Below are 22,661 nucleotides of genomic sequence, written 5' to 3' on the forward strand. Positions count from 1 at the left end.
GCTCAGAAACAATCTCACCAGGAAAATTCCCTGACTTCAGCGTATGATGCTGCGGCCAGCCCGCGCTCTGCCTGTTCAGGCGTTGGCGGCCTGTGTTTACACAGCGCACAATCTTAACCGGGTCTTTTTTCCACGATGCCTGCAAAAATTCGCTTTTCACTGTTGTCGCTGGCGCTGCTCGTTTCCGGGCAGGTTTTTACCCTTCCAGCACAGGCGACCACCACGTTGTCGCAGATGGCCCCGATTGCTCAGCCGCAAATCGCCTCAGGGAGCGCCCTGATTGTCGATCTGACCAATGGTAAAGTCCTGTTCTCCAGTCACCCGGATCGGGTGCGCCCCATCGCGTCCATCACGAAGTTAATGACGGCCATGGTGGTACTGGATGCGCACCAGCCGATGAACGAGATGGTGAAGGTCGATATCAGCCAGACCCCCGAGATGCGTGGTGTGTTTTCGCGCGTCAAACTGAACAGCGAAATTAGTCGCCGCAGTATGCTGATGCTGGCGCTGATGTCCTCGGAAAACCGCGCGGCAGCCAGTCTGGCTCACGCTTATCCGGGCGGGTACGATGCTTTTATCCGGGCAATGAATGCCAAGGCGCGCGCGCTCGGCATGATGCACACGCATTACGTTGAACCCACGGGCCTCTCTATCAAAAACGTGTCCAGCGCCCAGGATCTGGTGAAGCTGCTGAAAGCGACGCGTGAATATCCGCTTCTGGGTGAGCTCAGCACGACCAAAGAAGAAACCGCCGTGTTTGCCCATCCGAGTTATGCGCTACCGTTCCGCAATACCAATCACCTGGTGTATAAAAATGGCTGGCATATCCAGTTAACGAAAACGGGTTACACCGATCAGGCGGGGCACTGTCTGGTCATGCGGACGATGATTAAGAACCGCCCGGTCGCGCTGGTGGTACTCGATGCGTTTGGCAAATATACCCATTTCGCCGATGCGAATCGTCTGCGCGACTGGCTGGAAACCGGCAAGGCTGCGCCGGTTCCGGCGGCTGCACTGGCCTATAAAAAACAAAAAGCGGATGAGGTTGCCAGCAACGCAGCCAATGGGGCCGCTGTAGAGTAATCCTCTGCCGGGGCGCTACGGTTCCCCGGCTGAGATTGACCTGTATTCCTATAGTTTCATGGCAGACGAAAATCTAAACTACCCGCAAATGGCGAGGGTGATTCGCCTGATTACTGTGCCGGAATCTCATTGATATGCTCAAGTTACGTTCATTTAGTGTTCTGATTTTTTTCGCGTTGATGACGCTCGCACCCGCGCTGAGTTTTGCCGACGATGCGACGCAAGCCACGCAGCAAACCGACGACAAACCCAAGGTGGATGCCTCTGTCGAGCTGCCGAAAATGCAGAAGATCCTCGATAAAATTAAAAGCCAGGTCTCCGTTGAAAGCGACGAAAATAAGCTCAGTCGTCTGAATGAGATGGCGCTGGAGTTATCAGGCAATACGGATACGCTTGCGCAGGCGTTACAGCCCGATCGTCAACAACTGGAAGCGCAGCTGGCCGTGCTCGGTCCGGCACCCAAACCGGAAAGCGGCGTCAAAGAGACACCGGACGTGACGCGCAAACGCAGCGCGCTGGAAAGTCAGAAGAGCAAGCTTGACGATCAAATCAAGCAGGCGGAAGGCATTAAAAACAGTGCACTGATGCTCTCCTCACAAATCGTCAATCTGCGCCGCGACCAGCTAAAAAATAAACTCGCCCTGAATTCAGGCAGTATTCTGGGGCCGCGCTTCTGGGCGCCCGTGTTAAGTAGTCAGGATCTGGACGCGGAAAAAATTGGCGATTTTCTCAATGAGCTGAAAGACACGGCCGCACTCTCCTGGGAGCCGGGCTGGCGCATTGGCACGGTTGGCTGGTTGCTGGCCGCGGTGCTGGTGATGACGCTCGGCCGTCGCTATGGTGAAGAGTTCCTGGCCTGGGTCAGTATCAATAAATTGCCTGAAGGGCGTTTGCGCCGTAGTTTTCTGGCAACTGCCGTGGCGCTGACCAGCCTGGCGGCCGTTGTCCTGACCTTCGTCTTTATTTCGCAGGCCTTTACGCGCCGCGATGAAGTCTCCAGCGATGTGCAGGACTTTATTTACCGTCTGGTCGAACTCAGCGTCTACTGCGGCCTGATTGCCGGGCTGGGTCGTGCCTTTTTATCCACGCGTCGTCCCAGCTGGCGTCTGCCGACGATTTCGAACGAAGTCGCCATCGCGCTTAAACCGTTCCCGCCGATTACGGCCCTGCTGGTGTTTATCTTTCAGATGGTCGAGTCCTTTAACTACACCGTCGGCACCAGCCTGAATACCAGTATTTTTGCCAACGGCCTGACGGCATTACTTATCGGCACTACGGCACTGGCGATCAGCATGCGCACCAAGCGCGTTCGTCGTCGCCTGGCGCAGTCGGGTACGCCGCCGGAAGCGCGTTCTACCCTGGTTGGATTGATTCAGATGGCGCTGACGATCACCGCGCTGACCATCCTGGCCTCGCTGGTGATCGGCTACGTCACGCTGGCGCGTTTTCTCAGCTATGAGCTGGTGTGGTGCGGCATTTTGTTTGGCTCATTTTATATTCTCAGTCATCTGGTCAACGACGGCTGTGAGAGTCTGTTCTCGATCAGTAACACGACAGGTAAACGCATCCAGAGTTCACTGAACATTGATGAACGTCATCTGCAGCAGGTGGCTACCATTCTGGCGGCGATAGGTAAAACGTTCCTGGTGCTGTTTGTGGCGCTGGCGCTGCTCAACGGCACCTTTGCCTCGTCCACGCCGATTGAGTTGTTGCAGAAGGCCATCGAATTCTGGGGCGGTAAAGGCCTGGAGTCGCTGAATATCGTTCCGGCGCACCTGGTAAATGCATTGCTGTGCCTGATTGTCGGGATTTACGTCTTGCGTTCAGTGCGGCGCTGGCTGGACAACGACTTCCTGCCCAAAACCACCATGGACAGCGGGATGCGGGTGTCCCTGGTGACGCTGTTCAGTAACGTGGGCTATGTGCTGATTATCCTGCTGACCCTGTCGATTATGGGGCTGCAATGGAACAAGCTGGCCTGGATCGTCAGTGCATTATCTGTCGGTATCGGTTTCGGCTTACAGGAGATCGTTAAGAACTTTATTTCGGGTCTGATTCTGCTGACTGAGCGCCCGGTGAAAGTGGGCGATCTGGTAACGATCAGCGGCGTGGAAGGGGATATTCGTCGCATCAACGTGCGTGCGACGGAAATTCAGCTGGGCGATAAATCTACGGTGATCGTGCCTAACTCGCAGTTTATTTCTCAGAACGTCCGTAACGCGACCATGGGTAACGCGCAGGGCGTGGTGACGATTACCCTGACGTTCCCGCTCAATATTGACCCCGTGCAGGTACGTGAAATTCTGCTTAAGGTGTATGAAGAGAATGAGCGCATTCTGGAGACGCCGGAACCGTCAGTGTCGTTTAAAGATCTTACCGCGCAGGGCATAGTACTCAGCGTAACCGGTAACGTGGCCAGCCAGCGCCAGATTGCAGGCGCAAAAAGCGATCTGCTGTTTGATATTCTGACGCGATTACGTAAAGAAGGGATCGTCCTGTCGACGCCGCAGACCATGATTATCGAACGTCGCCAGCTGCTGGCCTCGGATGTCAGCGATGACGTAACGGTCACAGAGCAACCGCGTTAATGAAACAGGCAGCCCTATGGCTGCCTGTTTTTTCATGGCCTTTTGAGACGTCAGGGCTGCCTGACCGCCCAGCCTTTCAGCTTACTGGTTTTGCCAATACCGGGGTTAAAGCTGTTGGTCGGATCGAGCTGACGATAGAACGCGGCCAACTGCGGCTGGGCCTGATAGAGATGGCCGACGTTATGCTCTGCCGGATACTCCGCGCCGCGCGTCTTCAGAATCGCCAGCATTTGCGCTTTCAGGGCATGGACATCCACCCCTTTTTTAACGATGTAGTCCTGATGGAAGACATGGCAGAAAAAATGGCCGTAATACAGCTGATGACTGAGCGACTGCGTTATCCCGGCAGGCAGGGTTTCGAACCAGTCTCTGTCATTGCGGCGCAGCGCAATATCCAGCGCCAGAATATCTTCAACCTCTGTGGCGTGAACAGCGTGATAACGCACTGCCGCACCGGCAGCGGCAAAGCGGTGCAGGAAAGCGTGCGCGCCTTCTTTGCCTTCGCACTCAAAAAACTCTCCGCCACCTTCACGGAAAAACTCCCGCAGGTAGTTGCGCGCCTCTTCGACGCCGTCACCCGACATTTTCAGCATTAAATGATGCTGGTATTTATCGCGATACTGCTTCATGCGTTTCGGCAGATGCGCCGGAAACAGGCGACTCAGCCGTTGCAGCAGCCGGTCAGTCAGATGCGGTTTTATGAAAGACAGTTTATTAAGCCAGCCGTCAACCCGACCTTTAAGCGTAAAAAACAGGGGCATCTTGTCGGTGCCCAGCTTGTCAATCATCAGGAACGTATCTTTGCCGTACACTTCGGCGATATCGTAGATATCCCGGTGCATATATTCCGCGGCAACGGGCAGGTTTTTAAAATGGGCCAGCATATGGCAGCGCAGGTCGCTGAGCACGGCGGCATCGTTAGTGCCGATATAGAACACCTGCTGCTGCGGTTCCTGCTCAAATGTGTCCAGGCGTACCGCGAAAACCGCCAGCTTGCCTGCGCAGCCGGACGCTTCAAACAGACGACGGGCATCCGCGTTAAAACGGGCGGGCGTATCGGCATTCACATCGCGCACGCGGTCAGCATAATCATGATCGGACGCGTGACGGCCATCATGCAGGACATCGTCCGGCTGCCAGCGATCGTCATCCAGGCGTCCCAGAATCTCTTCCGGCGAGGTGCCCAGGTCAATGCCCAGATGATTGACCAGCTTCAGCCGCCCCTGGGCATCAATCTGAGCAAACAGCGCCATTTCACTGTAGGCCGGGCCGCGTTTGATCAGCGAGCCGCCAGAGTTATTACAGATGCCACCCAGCACCGACGCACCAATACAGGAAGATCCAATCACCGAGTGCGGCTCACGGCCCAGCGGCTTCAGGATCTTTTCCAGTTGATACAGGGTACTGCCCGGAAAGGCCAGGACCTGTCGGCCCTTATCGATGAGCTGTAGCTTATCCAGCTTCAGTGTGCTGATAATCACCAACGGACGATCGTAGTCGTCGCCCTGCGGCGTCGAGCCTTCGGTCAGGCCGGTATTGGCCGCCTGCATCAAAATGATTGCATCCGCAGCGACCAGCGTTTGCAGTACGCGCCACAGCTCCAGCAGCGTAGCCGGAAACACCACGGCCAGCGCCTCGCCTTCACCAGAACGAAAGCCTTTACGATAGCGAGCCGTGTGCGCGGCCTCAGTCAGAACGTTACTTGTGCCAACCAGACGGCGCAGATCGGCAATCAGGACAGACGATGTCATCATGGGCAATTCCCTTGTCGTATGCATGCGTCCTTACTGTAGCACGTCAGTTGCGTCGGGCGCAGTGTGATAGCCGCAGGCGACATGCTATGCTCTGATGATGCCATCCTGCATTTAGTCGATATTGCGCAGTTACTTAAGAGAACCCAACCCGATGAAATGGATTTGCGCTGTTAGCCTCGCTGTTTCCCTTGCGCTGCAACCTGCACTGGCCGGGGAGCCCACCGTTCAGCATCCGATGACCGAAAAGGCGCGTGATGCCTACGTCAATAATCTGCTTAAAAAGATGACGCTGGATGAGAAAATTGGCCAGTTGCGTTTAATTAGCGTGGGACCGGATACGCCAAAAGAAGCCGTGCGTGAGATGATCCACAAGGGGCAGGTGGGCGCGATTTTTAATACGGTTACGCGCCCGGATATCCGGGCGATGCAGGATCAGGTGATGCAGCTCAGCCGGCTGAAAATTCCGCTGTTTTTCGCCTATGACGTCGTGCACGGTCAGCGGACGATTTTCCCGATTCCGCTGGCGTTAGCCTCCAGCTGGGATCTGGATGCCGTTAAAGAGGTTGGGCGCATTTCAGCTTATGAAGCGGCAGACGATGGGTTAAATATGACCTGGGCGCCGATGGTTGACGTCAGCCGGGAGCCGCGCTGGGGACGCGTGTCCGAAGGCTTCGGCGAGGACACCTATTTAACGTCCGAAATGGGACGCACCATGGTGAAGGCGATGCAGGGCAAAAGCCCGGCAGACCGCTACAACATTATGACCAGCGTAAAGCACTTTGCGCTGTACGGTGCGGTTGAAGGCGGACGGGATTACAACACCGTGGACATGAGTCCGCAACGCATGTTCCAGGACTATCTGCCGCCGTATAAAGCCTCTCTGGATGCCGGCAGCGGCGGCGTCATGGTGGCGCTCAACTCCATTAATGGTGTGCCCGCCACGGCCGACAGCTGGCTGCTGAAAGATCTGCTGCGTCGTGACTGGAAATTTAAAGGGATCACCATCAGCGACCACGGTGCGATCAAAGAGTTGATTAAACATGGCGTGGCGAGCGATCCCCAGGATGCGGTGCGTATTGCCCTCAAATCCGGTGTCGATATGAGTATGAGCGATGAATACTACAGCAAATACTTACCGGACCTGGTGAAACGCGGCATTGTCAGTCGGGCGGAAATCGACGATGCGGCGCGCCACGTGCTTAACGTGAAATACGACATGGGGCTGTTTAACGATCCCTATAGTCATCTGGGGCCGAAAGAGAGCGATCCCCAGGACACCAATGCGGAAAGCCGCCTGCATCGTCCCGAAGCCCGGGATGTGGCACGCAAAAGTATGGTGCTGCTGAAAAACCGCCTGAATACGTTACCGCTGAAAAAATCCGGCACCATTGCCTTGATCGGGCCGCTGGCAGACAGCCAGCGCGATATCATGGGCAGCTGGTCAGCGGCAGGTGTCGCGAAACAGTCTGTTTCGCTGTTGCAGGGGATGCAAAATGCGACGCAGGGTAAAGCGACGCTGCTGTATGCCAAAGGATCCAACGTGTCAGACAACAAAGGTATTCAGGACTTCCTGAATATGTATGAACCTGCCATCGTCGTCGATCCGCGCTCCGCACAGGCCATGATCGATGAGGCGGTAGAGAAGGCAAAACAGGCAGATGTCGTCGTGGCCGCCGTGGGGGAAGCGCAGGGCATGGCGCACGAAGCGTCCAGCCGTAGCGATCTGATGATTCCACCTGCGCAGCAAAAATTACTGGCTGCGCTGAAGGCAACAGGCAAGCCGCTGGTCATCGTACTGATGAACGGTCGTCCATTGGCGCTGGTCAACGAAGATCGTATGGCCGATGCCATGCTGGAAACCTGGTTCAGCGGGACAGAAGGGGGCAATGCCATTGCGGATGTGCTGTTTGGCGATTACAACCCGTCCGGCAAGCTGCCGATGTCCTTCCCGCGTTCCGTGGGACAAATTCCCATCTATTACAACCATCTGCCGACCGGCCGGCCTTATAACTTTGCCAAGCCAAACAAGTACACGTCCCATTATTACGATGCGGAAAATGGCCCGCTCTATCCGTTTGGTTACGGCCTGAGCTATACCACGTTTACCGTGTCGCCGGTGACGCTGTCCGCTGAAACCATGCCGCACAACGGCAGTGTTGAAGCCAGCGTGACCGTAACAAACAGCGGTAAAGTTGACGGGGCCACGGTCGTCCAGCTGTACCTGAACGATCCGGTAGCCAGCATGAGCCGGCCGGTAAAAGAGCTGCACGGGTTCAAACGGATCATGCTTAAAGCCGGGGAGTCGCAGAAAGTGACCTTCAGGATTGACGTTGATGCACTGAAATTCTGGAATCAGCAGATGAAACACGTTGCTGAACCGGGCAAATTTAACGTCATGATTGGTCTGGACTCAGTACGCACCCAGAACGCCCAGTTTACCTATCAGTAAGCCCCGGCACGAACCGCGCGTCCGGTTCGTGCTGATTAACGCTTCCCCGTTCCGGGGAAGCGCATCCCGTTTCTGCTTCAGCCATCCTGCCCGGACCTCCCCACTTTGAGAGTTTTACCCTTGTCTGACATGGCGACAGGCATGATCCTGCTCTATCCTCGGGGAAAATGGATTCCTCAAGCACGAATGAGGCGCTATGACGTACCAAACACTGATTGCCGAAGCCTACAATCAGCAGCGCACCCTGACGGCCATTGTCGAACAGGATGCGCGTACTGCTTATTTCTATATCTGGCCCACTGACCTGTTTCGTAGCCAGTTTGCGGTGCGGGGCTGCTGGTTACGTAACCTCCTGCCCGCGCCGGTTGAGGACGATCACCAGGCGATGGCGCAGGGCATTGCCCCCCTGTTAAGTGCCGAATACTGTCGTAACCTGGAAGCGGAGCCGCCGCTGGATCCGGCCGGGCTGCAAATACTCTGGGAACCGGGCGACGCGGGCGCAGCACTCTGGTACTACGGTCAGCTTCTTGCCGTGATCCCGGGCTGGAGTCTTTATCAGGATAAGCAGGTCAGTTTTTCTGCAGGCTGTATTAAAAAGAACCGGCTGACCGCACCCCTGGGTTCGGCGTCCACTAACCATTATTACGCCCTGGCCGAACAGCAACGGCAGTTCTGGCGTGAATGGCATGACGGCAGCGAATGGGACAAGGTACAGCAGGATCTGATGACCTGTTATCAGGCGCAGTTTGGCGAGTCGGTAAAATACTACGCGATCGATCAAGGCAACTGGCCGCCAATGGCGCTGTCGCAGCATTATCACAACGGCATCTGGTATTTTCTGACGCTGGGGATGAGTATTCGTCCCATGCCGCAGGTGGATTTTCTGTTTGATGAACTGGCACCGCACTATCGCCGGGCAGAGCTGGGGATGGCTGTTGATGGCGAGGTGATGACGGAGAGCAATGCGGTGCAAATGGCCAGTGCGCTGGCAGAATTTGTGCATTTACCATGGGCGCGCCTCACCTGGCTCGGCGAAGGCCATACGCTGGCTTCGGAAGTAGCTCCTGTGCGATTTGAAAGCTATCTGTTAGCCAACGAGCTGGCACCGGAAAGCGCGCAGTTTGTCCTGCCGAGGCGCGATGGCGACAGGCCAACGTTACTGTGGGCCACGCCGGTAACCGAAGCGGAGCGTCAGTTTGCTCAGGCTGAACCCCAGGGCGGGCAACAACTGCGTGAACGCCTTTCCGCTGGCGGAAATACCCATATTTTCCGGCCACGCGAGCAGGTCGTCGAGGCGGGATAAGCCGCGCAATCGGGTGCGCCTGCCGCCAGGGGTAAGAAAGTTACGCACCTGGCGCAATTAAATATCTTTGTTGTTAAATGACTTGTTAAATTTGTGATCTAGTCTACTCAAGTTCCCCTTTGCTGTGCCGTTAACCCGGATCAGGCAATGGCGCCACAAAAGGTCAGGGGAACAATGATGTTAAAGACCACGCAATCCCGCTTCACCGCAACACTTATCGGCTTCTTTGTTGCGTTAATGTTGGTCACTATCTGGGTAATTAATCAGTTTGTTGCGCCTCAACTGGTGGAAAATGAAAGCCGCCTGATTCGTTATCAGGTGGATTCACTGGCTACCGGCATTGTTGAGCAAATGAACCGTGTGCAGGCGCAGCAACGCGCCATCACCGAGGCTGCGGCCGTTATCGACAGCGCGGCGATCGACACCTTATTACCGGCGCTGGTCAACCAGTATCAGGACAGCAACGTCTTTGGCGGCGGTATCTGGCCCTTACCTAATCGTCGCGAAGCCGGAAAAGAGAAAGACAGCAGCTTTTTCGCGCGCGATGCCAGCAATAAGCTGCAGGTGAATACCTACTGGAACTCTGAGGCGGCTGACAAGTACTGGGAGCAACCCTGGTACAAAGACGGGATGGCTGCACCAAAAGGGCAGTGTGCCTGGGCTAAGGCTTATCAGGATGCCGCCAGCCCACAGCCGCGTACCAACTGTGCGATGGCCATCTACCGCGACGGTTCCGTCTGGGGCGTCTCAACCATCGACGTTACGTTGGGTTTTTTCAACCAACTGGCTAAAAAAATGGGCGAGGCAATTCATGGAGACGTACTGATCGTTGAGTCTGACGGCAAAGTGGTCGGCAACGCAGCGCTGGCGAACGGTACGCCAAAACTTGAAAACCTGAGCGACCTGCAGAATCCAATGGCTGGGCCATTGAAAACCCTGCTGGCTCACGCAGGCACCCAGCCGACAGAAACCACTTACAATAGTCATGACGGTGAACAGACGCTGTTTTTACAGGCTATTCCGGGCAGCCCGTGGTATCTGGCCAGTAGCGTTCCGAGCAGCCTCCTGAAAGCACAGTCCCACAACATGCTGATGCGTCTGGGCCTGGTACAGATCCCGCTGGCAGTTATTCTGTTACTGGTGCTGTTAGGCTTTGTCCGCGCGATGATGAAGCGTCTGAGAATGCTGAATCAAAATATTGAAGCCTTGTCGACAGGCGGTGCGGATTTGACCCAGCGCCTGCCGGCCAGCAACAGCCCGGAATTCAACGCGGTGGCACAGAGCTTCAATAATTTTATCAGCTACCTGCAAGGGTTAATGCAGCAGGTTGGCAGCAGCGCACTGGCCATTTCAGCCGCATCACGTGAAATTGCCAGCGGTAATACGAATCTGTCGTCACGGACGGAAGATCAGGCCAGCTCGATTGTTGAGACGGCGGCCTCAATGGAACAGCTGACCGGCACCGTGCGTCAGAACGCCGATAACGCCACACATGCGAACCAGCTGGCCGGTGAGGCGTCACAGGTGGCGGCACGTGGCACAGAGGTGGTTCGGCAGGTCGTCAGCACCATGGGTGAAATCCATCACTCTTCACGTAAAGTCGTGGATATCATTAGCGTGATCGACAGCATTGCCTTCCAGACCAATATCCTGGCGCTAAACGCCGCCGTTGAAGCGGCGCGTGCCGGAGAACAGGGCCGGGGCTTTGCCGTGGTGGCATCAGAAGTCCGTAACCTGGCGCAACGTTCCGCTAACTCCGCCCGTGAGATCAAAAAACTCATCGAAGAGTCCGTAGCCAATATCGATGCGGGTAGCCAGTTGGTCGAGCAGGCCGGGCAGACGATGGACGAACTGGTGCAGGGCGTCAGCAGCGTGACCACCCTGATGAGCGAGATTATGGCGGCCAGCCGTGAACAGAGCATGGGCATTGAGCAGGTCAACGTGGCCATCAACCAGCTAGACAGCACCACGCAGCAAAACGCCGTGCTGGTTGAAGAAGTCTCTTCAGCCGCCCAGGCGATGGAAGCGCAAAGTCTGCAACTGGAGCAGGTTGTGAAAAGCTTTAAACTGTAACGCCCATCGGGCCAGCCTCCGCTGGCCCGACATTTTTGCCGATCGGCTTCACCCTCTGACAGATTTGTGCATAAACAGCACAATTTTATCCCCTCAACCTCGCCGATCTTGTGCCAGAATGATGAGGAACACATTCAAGGAATCCTCATGTCTGCTATTGAAGTCATCCTCGTCGACCATCTTGATCGCCCCACTGGCAAAATGGAAAAGCTGGAAGTACATGAAAAAGGATTACTGCACCGTGCCGTGACGGTGTATGTTTTTAACGCCCGTCAGGAATTGCTGCTTCAGCGTCGCGCCAGCGATAAATACCATTGCGGCGGCCTCTGGAGTAATACCTGCTGCGGCCATCCTTATCCTCATGAGTCGACTAAAGACGCGGCTGAACGTCGGTTACGTGAAGAAATGGGCATGACCTTGTCGCTGACGCCGATCTTCGAACTGAGCTACAACCTGCCCCTGAGTAATGGTCTGACAGAGCATGAATACGGCCATGTGTTTTTTGCGGTCAGCGATGAGCTGCCCCAGCTTAATCCGCAGGAGGCCGACGCTTTCGACTACCGTTCGATGCAGGATATCGCCCGGCAAATGCAGCAGCAGCCGCAGCAGTTTACGCCCTGGTTTCTTCATACGTTCCCGCGTATTCCTGCCTACCTTGAGCATTTCACTTTCCCGGCATAACGATCTCGCCCTGGCTGATGTGGTCAGGGCCGGTTTCGTCACAAAACCGATCGCGCAACGCTGTTGCCAGGCTACGCTTTTATTGCAATGAATAAAAACGGTGGGGTGCCCGTGCGCGTTTCGCAGTGCTGACAACCAACGGCGACTCCAGGTGAATAACGTGATAAGGAAAGCAACATGGCAACTATTCGCGGTTGGGCGGGCATCGGTGCAGTAGTGTTTAGTCTCGGGATGGCGCATGCGGCCGAACCGGTTCGTGTCGGTTCCAAGATTGATACCGAAGGCTCACTGTTGGGAAATGTGATTCTGCTGGTGCTGGAAAAGCATGGTGTCAAAACCGTGAATAAAATCCAGTTGGGCGCCACCCAGGTGGTACGCGGTGCCATTACGGCGGGGGAACTGGATATCTACCCGGAATACACCGGTAATGGCGCGTTCTTTTTTAACGACGAAAAAGACAGTGCCTGGAAGAATGCCCGTCAGGGTTATGAGAAGGTCAAAAAGCTGGATGCAGAGAAAAATCACCTGATCTGGCTGACGCCCGCGCCCGCCAATAACACCTGGACCATTGCGGTGCGCAATGATGTGGCCGAAAAAAATCAGCTTAATTCACTACAGGACCTGAGCGCTTATCTCAAAAAAGGCGGTACGTTTAAGCTGGCTGCCTCGGCGGAATTTATTGAACGCAGCGATGCGTTGCCGGCCTTTGAAAAAGCCTATGACTTTACGCTTAAGCAGGATCAACTGTTATCGCTGGCAGGCGGCGATACGGCGGTGACTATCGGTGCGGCCGCCCAGCAAACCTCCGGGGTAAATGCGGCCATGGCCTACGGCACGGATGGCCCGGTTGCCGCGCTGGGCCTGAAAACCCTGAGCGATCCCAAAGGCGTGCAGCCCATCTATGCGCCCACACCCGTTGTACGTGAAGCGGTGCTCAAAGCCTATCCGCAAATGGATGCCTGGCTAAAACCGGCGTTCAGTGCACTTGACGAAAAGACATTGCAACAGCTCAACGCCAAAATTGCTGTGGAAGGGCAGGATGCCAGCAGTGTGGCAAAAGCGTGGCTGCAACAGCAAAAGCTGCTGTAACGGTGTCGCTTACGCGGTCGGTCATCAGCTGGCCCTGGCGACAGCCTGTGGCTCTGGTCCTTGTTTTGCTCCTGAGTCTGGTGCTGGGCGGGCTGCCGTTTGTCATTGTGGCGGCCAACCGGCTGGTCAGCGGCCAGTCCCTGATGCTCTGGCAAACCGCACACGGCAGCCTGGTGCTCCCGCTGTGGCTGATGCTGGTGGCACTGTTATGGATACGATCGTCTTCCCTGCGCAGCGCCCTGCAATTCCTCACCGCCGCCCTGCTGTTGGCGGCGCTGACTGGCGTGTGCGGCGATCAGGCAACATGGGTGGCGGAGCAGGGTAGCCGGCTCGCGCGTACCCGGTTTGCCAGCGGCATGTGGTGTGCAAGTGCCATTACGCTACTGCTCATCACGGATACGGTGCGTCAGTTAACCAAACATAAGCGCTGGCAGCTCGTGCTGAATCTGTCGGTCTGGATCATCCCCCTGTTTCTGCTGTTCAGCGGTCAACTTTCACAGCTGTCTCTGCTTAAAGAATATGCCAGTCGTGAGGCGGTGTTCGATGCCGCTTTACTGCGCCATCTGACGTTATTAGTCGGCACCGTTCTGCCTGCCTTACTCATCGCGTTGCCGCTTGGCATAGCGCTCTACCGACGGCCTGGCTGGCAAAGCAGTGTGTTTGGCGTACTGAATGTCGTTCAGACAGTGCCCTCAGTGGCGTTGTTTGGTTTACTGATTGCCCCGCTGGCGGCGCTGGCAAAACGTGTTCCCCTGGCAGGTGAATGGGGCATCAGCGGCATTGGGATGGCGCCCGCGATCATCGCCCTGGTGCTCTATGCGCTGTTGCCGCTTGTGCGCAATGTGGTGACCGGTCTGCAACAGGTGCCTCCGGACGTGCGCGAAACTGCGCGCGGCATGGGACTGAGTCGCCGCCAGCAGTTCCTTACCGTTGACGTCCCCCTGGCGTTGCCAGTGTGGCTGGCAGGATTACGTGTGGTGGTGGTGCAGACGCTGGGCATGGCGGTGATCGCGGCGCTGATTGGCGCAGGCGGATTCGGCGCTATTATTTTCCAGGGATTGCTGAGCAATGCGCTGGATCTGGTGCTGTTAGGCGTGATCCCGGTCATTGCGCTGGCGGTCATGCTGGATGCGTTATTTCGGGTAGTGATAGCCCTGCTGGAGCGAAGCGATGATTGAGTTTGAGCGCGTCACAAAATACTTTGCGGGCCAGGCGGCGGTGAAAAATCTTTCTCTGACGCTTGCCGAGGGAAGCTTTAGCGTTCTGTTGGGTACGTCGGGTTCCGGCAAGTCGACCACGCTGAAAATGATTAACCGCCTGGTGGAGTACGATCAGGGCGATATTCGCTTTCGGGGGACGTCGATTCGTCAGCTGGATGCGCAGGCCCTGCGCCGACAAATGGGCTATGCGATTCAGTCGACGGGGTTATTTCCCCACTGGACGATCGAAAAGAATATTGCCACCGTGCCCGCCTTGCTTGGCTGGCCGAATGCACGCCGCCAGGCACGAATTGCGGAACTCATGACGCTACTGAATCTGGATCCGGCCTTATTGCGTCGCTATCCGCATCAGCTTTCCGGCGGGCAGCAGCAGCGCGTCGGGGTTGCCCGGGCGCTGGCAGCCGATCCCCAGGTGTTACTGATGGATGAACCGTTTGGTGCACTGGATCCGGTAACGCGCAGCGCGCTACAACAGGAAATGTTACGTATCCATCAGGTCTCCGGCTGCACGATTGTGTTGGTGACGCATGATATTGATGAAGCCCTGACGCTGGCCGACAACATCGTGCTGCTCCATGACGGTGAGATCGTTCAGCAGGGGAAACCGCTGACGTTGCTGACCCGGCCAGGCAACGATTTTGTCCGGGATTTTTTTGGCCGCAGTGAAAGAGGACTGCGGCTACTGGCGCTCGGACAGGTCGGCAGCGTGGTGCGTCATGGCGAATGGCTGGAAGCAGAACCGCTCAGGGCAGATCTGACGTTACGTGAGGCGCTGTCGCAGTTTATCAGTCGCGGCACCGATAAATTGCCGGTAGTCGATGGCGATCACCGCCCGCTTGGTGTGCTTCACTTCGCTGACCTGCTGCATCATGCGGAGACGGGCCGATGCGACGGTTAGCCGATCCGCTACTGTGGCTGGTGCTGCTCTATCTGGGACTGCTCTGGGCGATGCCCTACAGTGGGCCGCTGTTTGCCGCCTGGTTCCCTGAACTTGCGCGCCCACTCTACCAGCAGGACAGTTTCTGGCAACTCACCCTGGCGCACCTGTTTTTAGTGGTCGTAGCCAGTCTGCTGGCAACCGTTATCGGCGTCGGCTGTGGCGTGCTGGCGACGCGTCGCAGTGGTCGCGCTTTCCGCCCTCTGCTGGAAACCATTGCGGCAGCCGGTCAGACCATCCCGCCTGTGGCCGTGCTGGCCATTGCGATCCCGGTGATGGGATTTGGCGCCTGGCCCGCGATCGTGGCATTACTGCTCTATGGTTTGCTGCCCATCCTTCAGGGCACCTTAGCGGGGCTGGACAACGTACCTGCCAGCAGCCGGGAGATTGCCGTAGGGGTGGGAATGAGCCGTTGGCAGCGCTTATGGCAGGTGGAGCTCGCCCTGGCCGCGCCGGTGATTATTGCGGGAATGCGCACGTCAGTGATTATCAATATCGGTACGGCAGCCATCGCCTCTACCGTAGGGGCAAAAAGCCTGGGATCGCCCATCATTATTGGATTAAGCGGCTTTAATACCGCCTATGTGCTGCAGGGCGCTTTACTGGTCGCACTGTTGGCGATTGTCTGCGATCGCCTGTTTGAACGGCTACAGCGCAGATTTAGCGTGAATGGACGATGAGCGAATAGCCAACCAGCATCAGCCCACTGGTTCCGCCAAGCGCCAGAATAGCAAACAGCGTGGCGAAAAAGGTTTTTTTCCAGTTCATAAATAACCTGAAGGTGTTGATGGGAAGGCGGGGATGATAGCGCGCGCAAGGCAGCCGTCATAGTGCCGAGCGTGCGTTTTTGTGTCAGTGAGCCTCATGCAAAAGAACAGAGAATCCCTGCTCCTGCCAGTGCGACAGTTGTTCCTGCTGACGACGCGTCAGTTTTTTCCCCGTAAAAACAAACATATTCAGCCCGGGAAACAGCTCCGGTCGCGGAACATCCAGCGGTTCTGACAGCACATCAATCCGCCAGCCATGCTGGGATAACCGCCAGCCTTCCAGCCAGATGCGGGTTCGATCCTCAATGCCCCAGCCAATGATCAGCGCTTCCTTGCCTGCCTTTTTGCGATTACTGGCAAGACAGAACGCCACATAGTCGATCAGAATGCCGTCCAGCAGGCTGCACATCGTGCGGGCCGTATTCTGATCAAGGCTGAGTTTTTGCCTTACGGGCATAAAAACATGATCGATCAACGAATCGACTGCATATTCGCGGCCAATTAAGGCGATTTTATTGCGTAGCTTTGCCGGTCTTACATGGCGCAGTATGCTGATAAGCTCGTCCTGCATAGCCGTCCAGCCATCATGCGTATCAACATCGCCGCCTTCCAGTAGGGCTTTTACCTTGCCTACCGGGACTCCACTCTCAATCCAGCGCATAATTTCCTGGATGCGCTGAACATCTTCTTCATCGAACTGTCGATGACCGCCTTCAGTACGTTGTGGTTTCAATAATCCATAACGTCGTTGCCAGGCGCGTAAGGTAACCGGATTTATGCCACAGCGCTCGGCGACGTCGCCGATACTGTATAATGTCATATTTACCTCTTTCACTGACCTGAATGAAACCACCATAGCGAAGCCTGTTAAGTTGTACAACCAATTTTTAAATGTACAACTTGACGGCTGCGCTTAAATGGTGTCCTATCTCAATTGTGAGAATTAAATTTCATAATAGAGATAAAAATGGCTGCTGATAATACTGAACAACGCCTCGCGGCTCGCCTGGCAGAACTGCGCATAAAACAGGGCTGGTCACTGGATGAGTTATCCACCGCAACAGGCATTAGCCGGGCAACATTATCGCGTATTGAGCGCGCTGAAACCAGTCCAACGGCTGCTCTCCTGAACCGCTTATGCGTCGCTTACAGTTTAACAATGTCACGCCTGTTGAGCGAAGTTGAAGAAGGTAACGATCTGCTGATTACGCGCGATCGCCAACCGGTCTGGCAGGACGAAGCCAGCGGTTTTATTCGCCGTAACGTATCGCCGCCTGCGGCCACCTTCCGATGTGAGCTTATTGAGGGAACGCTGCGACCGGGTGCCCGTATTGATTACAATGCGCCGCCCGTGCAGGGCATGGAGCAGCATATCTGGCTGCGACAAGGGCAACTGACGGTAACGATGGGCGCGCAGAGCTGGACACTCGGTCCGGGCGACAGCCTGCGTTTCCATCTTACGGGCGCATCCGGCTTTCAGGCGCATCTGACTGAAGGTGCGCGTTACCTGCTGGTGGTATGTAAACCATGACACTCTATGAATCACTCAGTGCCGGTGCGGCGCACCAGGCGTTAAGCGAGCTGGTCGAGGTTTTACAGGCCTGTGTCGCCGACGGGGCCAGCGTCGGGTTTATCGAGCCCGATGACCGGGCGGCCATTCATCAGTTCTGGCAACGTCAGCTTGCCGGACTGGAACAGGGCCAAAGTGAGCTGCTGGTCGCCCGTCAGCATGGCGCGGTTGTCGCGACGGTTATGCTGAACGCGAGCGCAATGCCGAATGGCCGACACCGGGCCGAGATCAGTAAATTATTAGTGCATCCCCGCGCGCGGCGGCAGGGCATTGCACGCCAGTTAATGCAGCAGGCAGAGCAGCGGGCACGCCAGCAGGGGAAACGCTTACTGGTGCTGGACACGCGGCGTGGCGATGTCGCCAGCGAGCTTTACCTGGCGCTGAACTGGCAGGTGGCCGGATTTATTCCTCTCTATGCGGAATCCATTCACGGTGAGATGGACGCGACCACGGTGATGTTTAAGCTGCTGACGTAGCGGATGTGCTGCGAGAGTGCGCCGGGTCAACGGGATCGGCAATCAAACATGCACTGCGCCGCGCGGTTTGTCCGGTGCTCAGCCCGCCCGCCTCGTCACTCGTTTCTGAAGCGGGCACGAAAAAACAGACCTGAAAGCTGACGACACCGCAATACTGTGTAAAAATACAGGCCAATGAGTAACACGGTAATCTGAACATGGCCCTGACAGCAGCAATAAAAAGCCAGATAGCACAGTGGTACAAAGCGCTGCAGCAACAGGTGCCCGATTTTATTCCTCGCCCGGCCCAGCGTCAGATGATTGCTGAGGTGGCAAAATGCCTGTCGGGTGATGACGGTCGTCACCTGGCCGTGGAAGCGCCCACGGGTGTGGGCAAAACCCTTTCTTATCTGATCCCCGGTATCGCCGTCAGCCGTGCCGAAGAGAAACGGCTGGTGATCAGCACGGCCAACGTAGCCTTGCAGGATCAAATCTTCAGCAAAGACTTGCCGTTGCTGAAAAAAATCATTCCGGATTTAACCTTTACGGCGGCCTTTGGGCGGGGACGTTACGTCTGCCCGCGTAACCTGGCTGCGCTGGTGGCGGATGATCATCAGCAGGCTGATTTGCTGTTCTACCTGGATGATGACGCGGTCAGCAGCACCAAAGACGAGCAGATCCTGTGCGGACGGCTGCAAAAGTCACTCGATCGCCATCAGTGGGATGGCCTGCGCGATCACAGCGATGAAAACGTCAGCGACAGCCTGTGGCAGCGCCTGTCGACGGATAAAGCCAGTTGTCTGGGCGTGCATTGTCGCTGGTATCGGGAGTGTCCGTTTTTTATCGCGCGACGTGAAATCGAGCAGGTCGATGTGGTGGTCGCCAACCACGCGCTGGTGATGGCGGCAATGGAAAATGAATCGGTATTGCCGCCCGCCAAAAACCTGATGCTGGTGGTGGATGAAGGCCACCATCTGCCCGACGTGGCGCGGGATGCGCTGGAGATGAGCGCGGATATTACGCCGGGCTGGACCAGCCTGCAGCTCGATCTGTTTGTCAAACTGGTCGAGGCGATAATGAGCCAGATGCGGCCCAAATCGCCGCCTCCGCTGGCCAGTTCTGAACGCCTGAAAGCGCACTGTGATGAACTGCGCGAGTTACTGACCGTGATAAGCGATGCATTAAGCCCGCTGTTACCCGCGCATAATCAGCCCGGCGAGTTTCGCTTTGTACTGGGCGCGTTGCCTGAGGATGTGCTGGCGCTGTGCGCGCGTCTGTTTAAGCTGAGCGATGCGCTGCGCGGGCTGGCGGAGGGACTGATCAACGCGCTGAGTGAACAAACCGGCAGCGTTGATCTGGTCCGTCTGCATCGCAATTTATTGCAGCTTAACCGCCACTTTGGCTGGTTTGAATCGGTCAGCAAACTGTGGCGGCTGGCCGCGATGGAGAAAGCCTCTGGCGCACCCGTCTCCAAATGGATTACCCGCGAGCTGCGTGAGGGGCAGGCACATCTCTTGTTTCACTGCGCAGGCATTCGCGTCTGCGATCAACTGGAAAAAATGTTGTGGCGAAAGATCCCGCATGTGGTGGTGACCTCTGCGACGCTGCGCTCATTAAACAGTTTTACCCGCCTGCAGGAGATGTCCGGGCTGAATGAAAAGGCCGGGGACCGCTTCGTGGCGCTGGACTCGCCGTTCAGCCACGTCGACCAGGGTAAGCTCGTTATCCCGCAGATGCGCTACGAGCCGCTGATGGCGAATGAAGCAGCCCATATCGCCGAGATGGCGGCCTTTTTTCGCCAGCAAATGCAGACCGATAAACACAAAGGCATTCTGGTCCTCTTTGCCAGCGGTCGGGCCATGCAGCAATTTGTCGAGGCGTTGCCCGAGTTGCGCCTGATGATGCTGGTGCAGGGCGATCAACCGCGTAGCCGGCTGATCGCCCTGCACCGTAAGCGGATAGAACAGGGCGAAACCAGCATTCTGATTGGTTTGCAGTCCTTTGCCGAGGGGCTGGATTTAAAAGGCGAGCTGCTCAGCCAGGTGCACATTCATAAAATCGCTTTCCCGCCCATAGACAGTCCGGTAATTTTAACCGAGGGAGAGTGGCTAAAAAGTCTCAAACGCTATCCGTTTGAAGTGCAAAGCCTGCCCAGCGCCTCCTTTACGTTAATTCAGCAGGTCGGGCGCTTAATTCGCAGCCACCAGTGCTATGGCGAAATCGTGATTTACGATCGCCGTCTGCTGAGCAAAGCTTACGGTGCCCGGCTGTTAGCCGCGTTGCCCGTGTTCGCCATTGAACAACCGGTGACGCCTGAGCCTGAAGCCCTGAAGGCCCGATCCAAACCTGGCGCGCGCCAACCGCGTGCGACGCGGCGTTAAGTCGGTACCACTGAACGGAAACGAGTGATGGAACTGAATAAAATTATCAAAGAAGTCGGGCGTGGTAAGAACCATGCACGTGATATTGATTTCGACAGTGCCGTTGCACTTTACGGCGCTATGCTGGACGGCAGCGTACCGGATCTTGAAATGGGCAGTATTTTAATTGCCCTGCGTATCAAGGGCGAGGGCGAGGCGGAGATGCGCGGATTTTATCAGGCGATGCAGGCGCGTATGCTGCGCCTGCAGGCACCCGCAGGCCGTCCGATGCCCGTGGTCATTCCCAGCTATAACGGTGCGCGTCGTCAGGGCAATCTGACGCCCCTGCTGGCGCTGGTGCTGAACCGGCTGGGTTTGCCGGTGCTGGTTCACGGCGTCAGCGACGATGCGACGCGCATAACCAGCGAAGCGGTGTTTGCGGCGCTGGGCATCATGCCGGTCACCACTGCAGAGCAGGCGCAGACGTTGCTCGACAAGGGCGAACTGGTGTTTATCACCATCGATCACCTCTGTCCACCAATGGCAAAACAGCTGTCGCTGCGCTGGCGCATGGGCGTCCGCAACAGCGCCCATACGCTGGCAAAACTGGCCACCCCGTTTGGCGAACGCGAGGCGCTACGCCTGTCGAGCGTCTCGCATCCCGAATACGTGCCGCGGGTGGCAACGTTTTTTAATGATATCGATGCCCCGGCTATTTTGCTGAATGGCACAGAGGGCGAGGTTTACGCCAATCCGCAGCGCTGCCCGTCCATCAGCTACGTGGGCGGTGCTGGACAGCAGGCCGAGGTCTGGGTGGAGAGGCAGCCGGAAATCAGTGTAGCGCTGCCCGCGGACAAATCGGCAGAGGAGACCGCGCGCTGGACGCAGGAGGTGCTGAATCAGCAACGTCCACTGCCCGCCTCGCTGCGTCTGCAGATTGCCTGCTGCCTGCGTGCCAGCGGTGAGGCGGCGACGCTGCAGGCCGGTCTGGACAGGCTCGCGGCAGCGGGTTTTTAAGCGCGCGTCTGTGGCAGAGCCTGTTCCACCAGGTTCTGCCAGAACTGGATTCCGGTCGGAATCAGCGCATCGTTGAAGTCATAATGGGCATTGTGCAGCGGTGCGGAGGGCGTTGCGCCATCGGCACCCAGCCAGAAGTAGGCGCCAGGGCAGGCTTCCAGCATACAGGCAAAGTCTTCCGAGGCCATGGACGGATTCACCTGCCAGCGCACCTGGCCTTCGCCGAAGGTACTAACGGCAACGTCATGCACCTGCTGAGCCGGGCCAGCATGATTCGCCGTTACCGGATAGCCGGGCAGCCAGTGAATGGCCCCACACACGCCAAAAGGTTTCGGCAGCGTCGTCACAAAATCATCAACAAGGGCATGAACCCGTTTGCGCACGTCGTCCTGCAGACAGCGCACCGTTCCGCGCAGAACAATCTGTTCCGGAATCACGTTAATCGCCTCACCGCCCTGAATCTGGGTGACGCTGACAACCGCAGATGACAGCGGCGACAGGCGACGTGAGGGAATAGTTTGCAGCGCCAGGATCAGTTCGGCGGCGACCACCATCGGATCGGCACCGCTCTCCGGCATGGCCGCATGGCAACTCTTACCGCTCAGGGTGATTTCAAAGGCGTCCAGCGAGGCCATCATTGCGCCGGGATTGACGGCCAGCGATCCCAGCGGTAAGCCCGGCCAGTTATGCATCGCGTAAACGGCATCCATCGGGAAGCGCGTAAATAAGCCCTCTTCGACCATTTTGCGTGCACCGCCCAGATTCTCTTCCGCCGGCTGAAAAATGAAATGCACAGTGCCGCTGAAGCGACGCGTAGCCGCCAGATGTTTTGCTGCCGCCAGCAAAATTGCCGTGTGACCATCATGGCCGCAGGCATGCATCACGCCGGGCGTGGCAGAGCGCCAGGCCGCATCACCTTTCTCGTTGATCGGCAGTGCATCCATATCCGCACGCAGGCCGATAACCGGTCCGGCGCCATTTTCCAGCGTGCCCACCACGCCGGTGCCAGCCAGACCGCGAAACACCTGCAGGCCTGCAAGTTCCAGCTCCTGAGCGACCTTATCGCTGGTCTGATGTTCCTGATAACCCAGTTCAGGTTCGCGATGAAACTGATGGCGCCAGCGCAGCGCTTCGTCAAGCAGGGCAGGGGAAAGAGTCATGCAGTATCGCGCTCCATATCATTCAGGAAGCTTCACTTTAGAGATCTGACAGCGGTACGTCTATTACCGAAAAGCCGAAATGGGATGACAGGCTAAATCAAAATGGAATAAGTAATAAGCAAGTGTACAAAAATGCAGTCGTTTATGCCGGTTCT

17 protein-coding genes are annotated in these 22,661 nt (G+C 56.7%); 14 read left to right on the forward strand and 3 right to left on the reverse strand.

Going from position 1 to position 22,661, the window contains the following annotated elements; all coding sequences use genetic code 11:
- The first annotated feature begins 135 nt into the window (after nucleotides 1-135).
- Together pbpG and G5574_RS19765 are read left to right on the forward strand one after the other, a co-directional pair.
- A complete protein-coding gene (pbpG, locus tag G5574_RS19760) occupies nucleotides 136-1,083 on the forward strand; it encodes a D-alanyl-D-alanine endopeptidase (protein ID WP_164483078.1) in 948 nt (315 codons plus the stop codon).
- Nucleotides 1,084-1,217: 134 nt separating this feature from the next.
- A complete protein-coding gene (locus G5574_RS19765; protein ID WP_033737711.1) occupies nucleotides 1,218-3,671 on the forward strand; it encodes a DUF3772 domain-containing protein in 2,454 nt (817 codons plus the stop codon).
- Nucleotides 3,672-3,721: 50 nt separating this feature from the next.
- On the opposite strand, the gene dld is transcribed toward G5574_RS19765, so the two are convergent.
- Nucleotides 3,722-5,425, reverse strand: a complete 1,704-nt coding sequence (dld, locus tag G5574_RS19770) for a D-lactate dehydrogenase (RefSeq protein ID WP_039341475.1) — start codon at nucleotides 5,423-5,425, stop codon at nucleotides 3,722-3,724.
- Between the two features lie 151 nt (nucleotides 5,426-5,576).
- Between dld and bglX the strand changes: the two genes are divergently transcribed.
- From bglX to G5574_RS19810, 8 genes are all read left to right on the forward strand, one after another.
- Nucleotides 5,577-7,874: a beta-glucosidase BglX gene (bglX, locus tag G5574_RS19775; RefSeq protein ID WP_033737709.1), complete on the forward strand. Its 2,298-nt coding sequence runs from the start codon at nucleotides 5,577-5,579 to the stop codon at nucleotides 7,872-7,874.
- A gap of 196 nt (nucleotides 7,875-8,070) precedes the next feature.
- On the forward strand, nucleotides 8,071-9,177 hold the full coding sequence (locus G5574_RS19780; RefSeq protein ID WP_164483079.1) for a suppressor of fused domain protein: 1,107 nt from the start codon (nucleotides 8,071-8,073) through the stop codon (nucleotides 9,175-9,177).
- A gap of 177 nt (nucleotides 9,178-9,354) precedes the next feature.
- Nucleotides 9,355-11,250, forward strand: a complete 1,896-nt coding sequence (locus G5574_RS19785) for a methyl-accepting chemotaxis protein (protein ID WP_054634278.1) — start codon at nucleotides 9,355-9,357, stop codon at nucleotides 11,248-11,250.
- A gap of 147 nt (nucleotides 11,251-11,397) precedes the next feature.
- Nucleotides 11,398-11,931 carry an isopentenyl-diphosphate Delta-isomerase gene (idi, locus tag G5574_RS19790; protein WP_006118580.1) on the forward strand — a complete coding sequence of 178 codons (534 nt, stop codon included), beginning with the start codon at nucleotides 11,398-11,400 and terminating at the stop codon, nucleotides 11,929-11,931.
- 231 nt (nucleotides 11,932-12,162) lie between these two features.
- Nucleotides 12,163-13,020 (forward strand): glycine betaine ABC transporter substrate-binding protein OsmF, encoded by an 858-nt coding sequence (gene osmF / locus G5574_RS19795; RefSeq protein WP_050504735.1) that lies wholly within the window; start codon nucleotides 12,163-12,165, stop codon nucleotides 13,018-13,020.
- A gap of 2 nt (nucleotides 13,021-13,022) precedes the next feature.
- On the forward strand, nucleotides 13,023-14,198 hold the full coding sequence (locus G5574_RS19800; RefSeq protein ID WP_164483267.1) for an ABC transporter permease: 1,176 nt from the start codon (nucleotides 13,023-13,025) through the stop codon (nucleotides 14,196-14,198).
- Nucleotides 14,191-15,138 (forward strand): ABC transporter ATP-binding protein, encoded by a 948-nt coding sequence (locus G5574_RS19805; RefSeq protein ID WP_054687967.1) that lies wholly within the window; start codon nucleotides 14,191-14,193, stop codon nucleotides 15,136-15,138. The genes G5574_RS19800 and G5574_RS19805 overlap by 8 nt, the downstream gene beginning before the upstream one ends.
- Nucleotides 15,126-15,857, forward strand: a complete 732-nt coding sequence (locus G5574_RS19810) for an ABC transporter permease (RefSeq protein WP_033737703.1) — start codon at nucleotides 15,126-15,128, stop codon at nucleotides 15,855-15,857. Before G5574_RS19805 ends, G5574_RS19810 begins: the two co-directional genes overlap by 13 nt.
- A 172-nt stretch (nucleotides 15,858-16,029) precedes the next feature.
- On the opposite strand, the gene G5574_RS19815 is transcribed toward G5574_RS19810, so the two are convergent.
- Nucleotides 16,030-16,764: a MerR family transcriptional regulator gene (locus tag G5574_RS19815; RefSeq protein ID WP_006118575.1), complete on the reverse strand. Its 735-nt coding sequence runs from the start codon at nucleotides 16,762-16,764 to the stop codon at nucleotides 16,030-16,032.
- 147 nt (nucleotides 16,765-16,911) lie between these two features.
- On the opposite strand from G5574_RS19815, the gene G5574_RS19820 reads away from it, so the two are divergent.
- The 4 genes from G5574_RS19820 to ybiB all read left to right on the forward strand — a co-directional run bounded on the left by G5574_RS19820 (nucleotide 16,912) and on the right by ybiB (nucleotide 21,346).
- Nucleotides 16,912-17,475, forward strand: a complete 564-nt coding sequence (locus tag G5574_RS19820; RefSeq protein ID WP_164483080.1) for a helix-turn-helix domain-containing protein — start codon at nucleotides 16,912-16,914, stop codon at nucleotides 17,473-17,475.
- Complete coding sequence (locus G5574_RS19825; protein WP_110267754.1) at nucleotides 17,472-17,990, forward strand: GNAT family N-acetyltransferase; 519 nt, start codon at nucleotides 17,472-17,474, stop codon at nucleotides 17,988-17,990. Before G5574_RS19820 ends, G5574_RS19825 begins: the two co-directional genes overlap by 4 nt.
- A gap of 197 nt (nucleotides 17,991-18,187) precedes the next feature.
- On the forward strand, nucleotides 18,188-20,350 hold the full coding sequence (gene dinG / locus G5574_RS19830; protein ID WP_039341457.1) for an ATP-dependent DNA helicase DinG: 2,163 nt from the start codon (nucleotides 18,188-18,190) through the stop codon (nucleotides 20,348-20,350).
- Between the two features lie 27 nt (nucleotides 20,351-20,377).
- Nucleotides 20,378-21,346, forward strand: coding sequence for a DNA-binding protein YbiB (gene ybiB, locus G5574_RS19835; protein WP_058707632.1), 969 nt, complete (start codon nucleotides 20,378-20,380; stop codon nucleotides 21,344-21,346).
- On the opposite strand, the gene G5574_RS19840 is transcribed toward ybiB, so the two are convergent.
- Entirely contained in the window at nucleotides 21,343-22,506 is a 1,164-nt protein-coding gene (locus tag G5574_RS19840; RefSeq protein WP_164483081.1) for a M20 aminoacylase family protein, read from the reverse strand. The genes ybiB and G5574_RS19840 overlap by 4 nt on opposite strands.
- Nucleotides 22,507-22,661: the final 155 nt, after the last annotated feature.

This window comes from Pantoea stewartii (genome assembly GCF_011044475.1).
GTDB classification, from domain to species: Bacteria; Pseudomonadota; Gammaproteobacteria; order Enterobacterales; family Enterobacteriaceae; genus Pantoea; species Pantoea stewartii.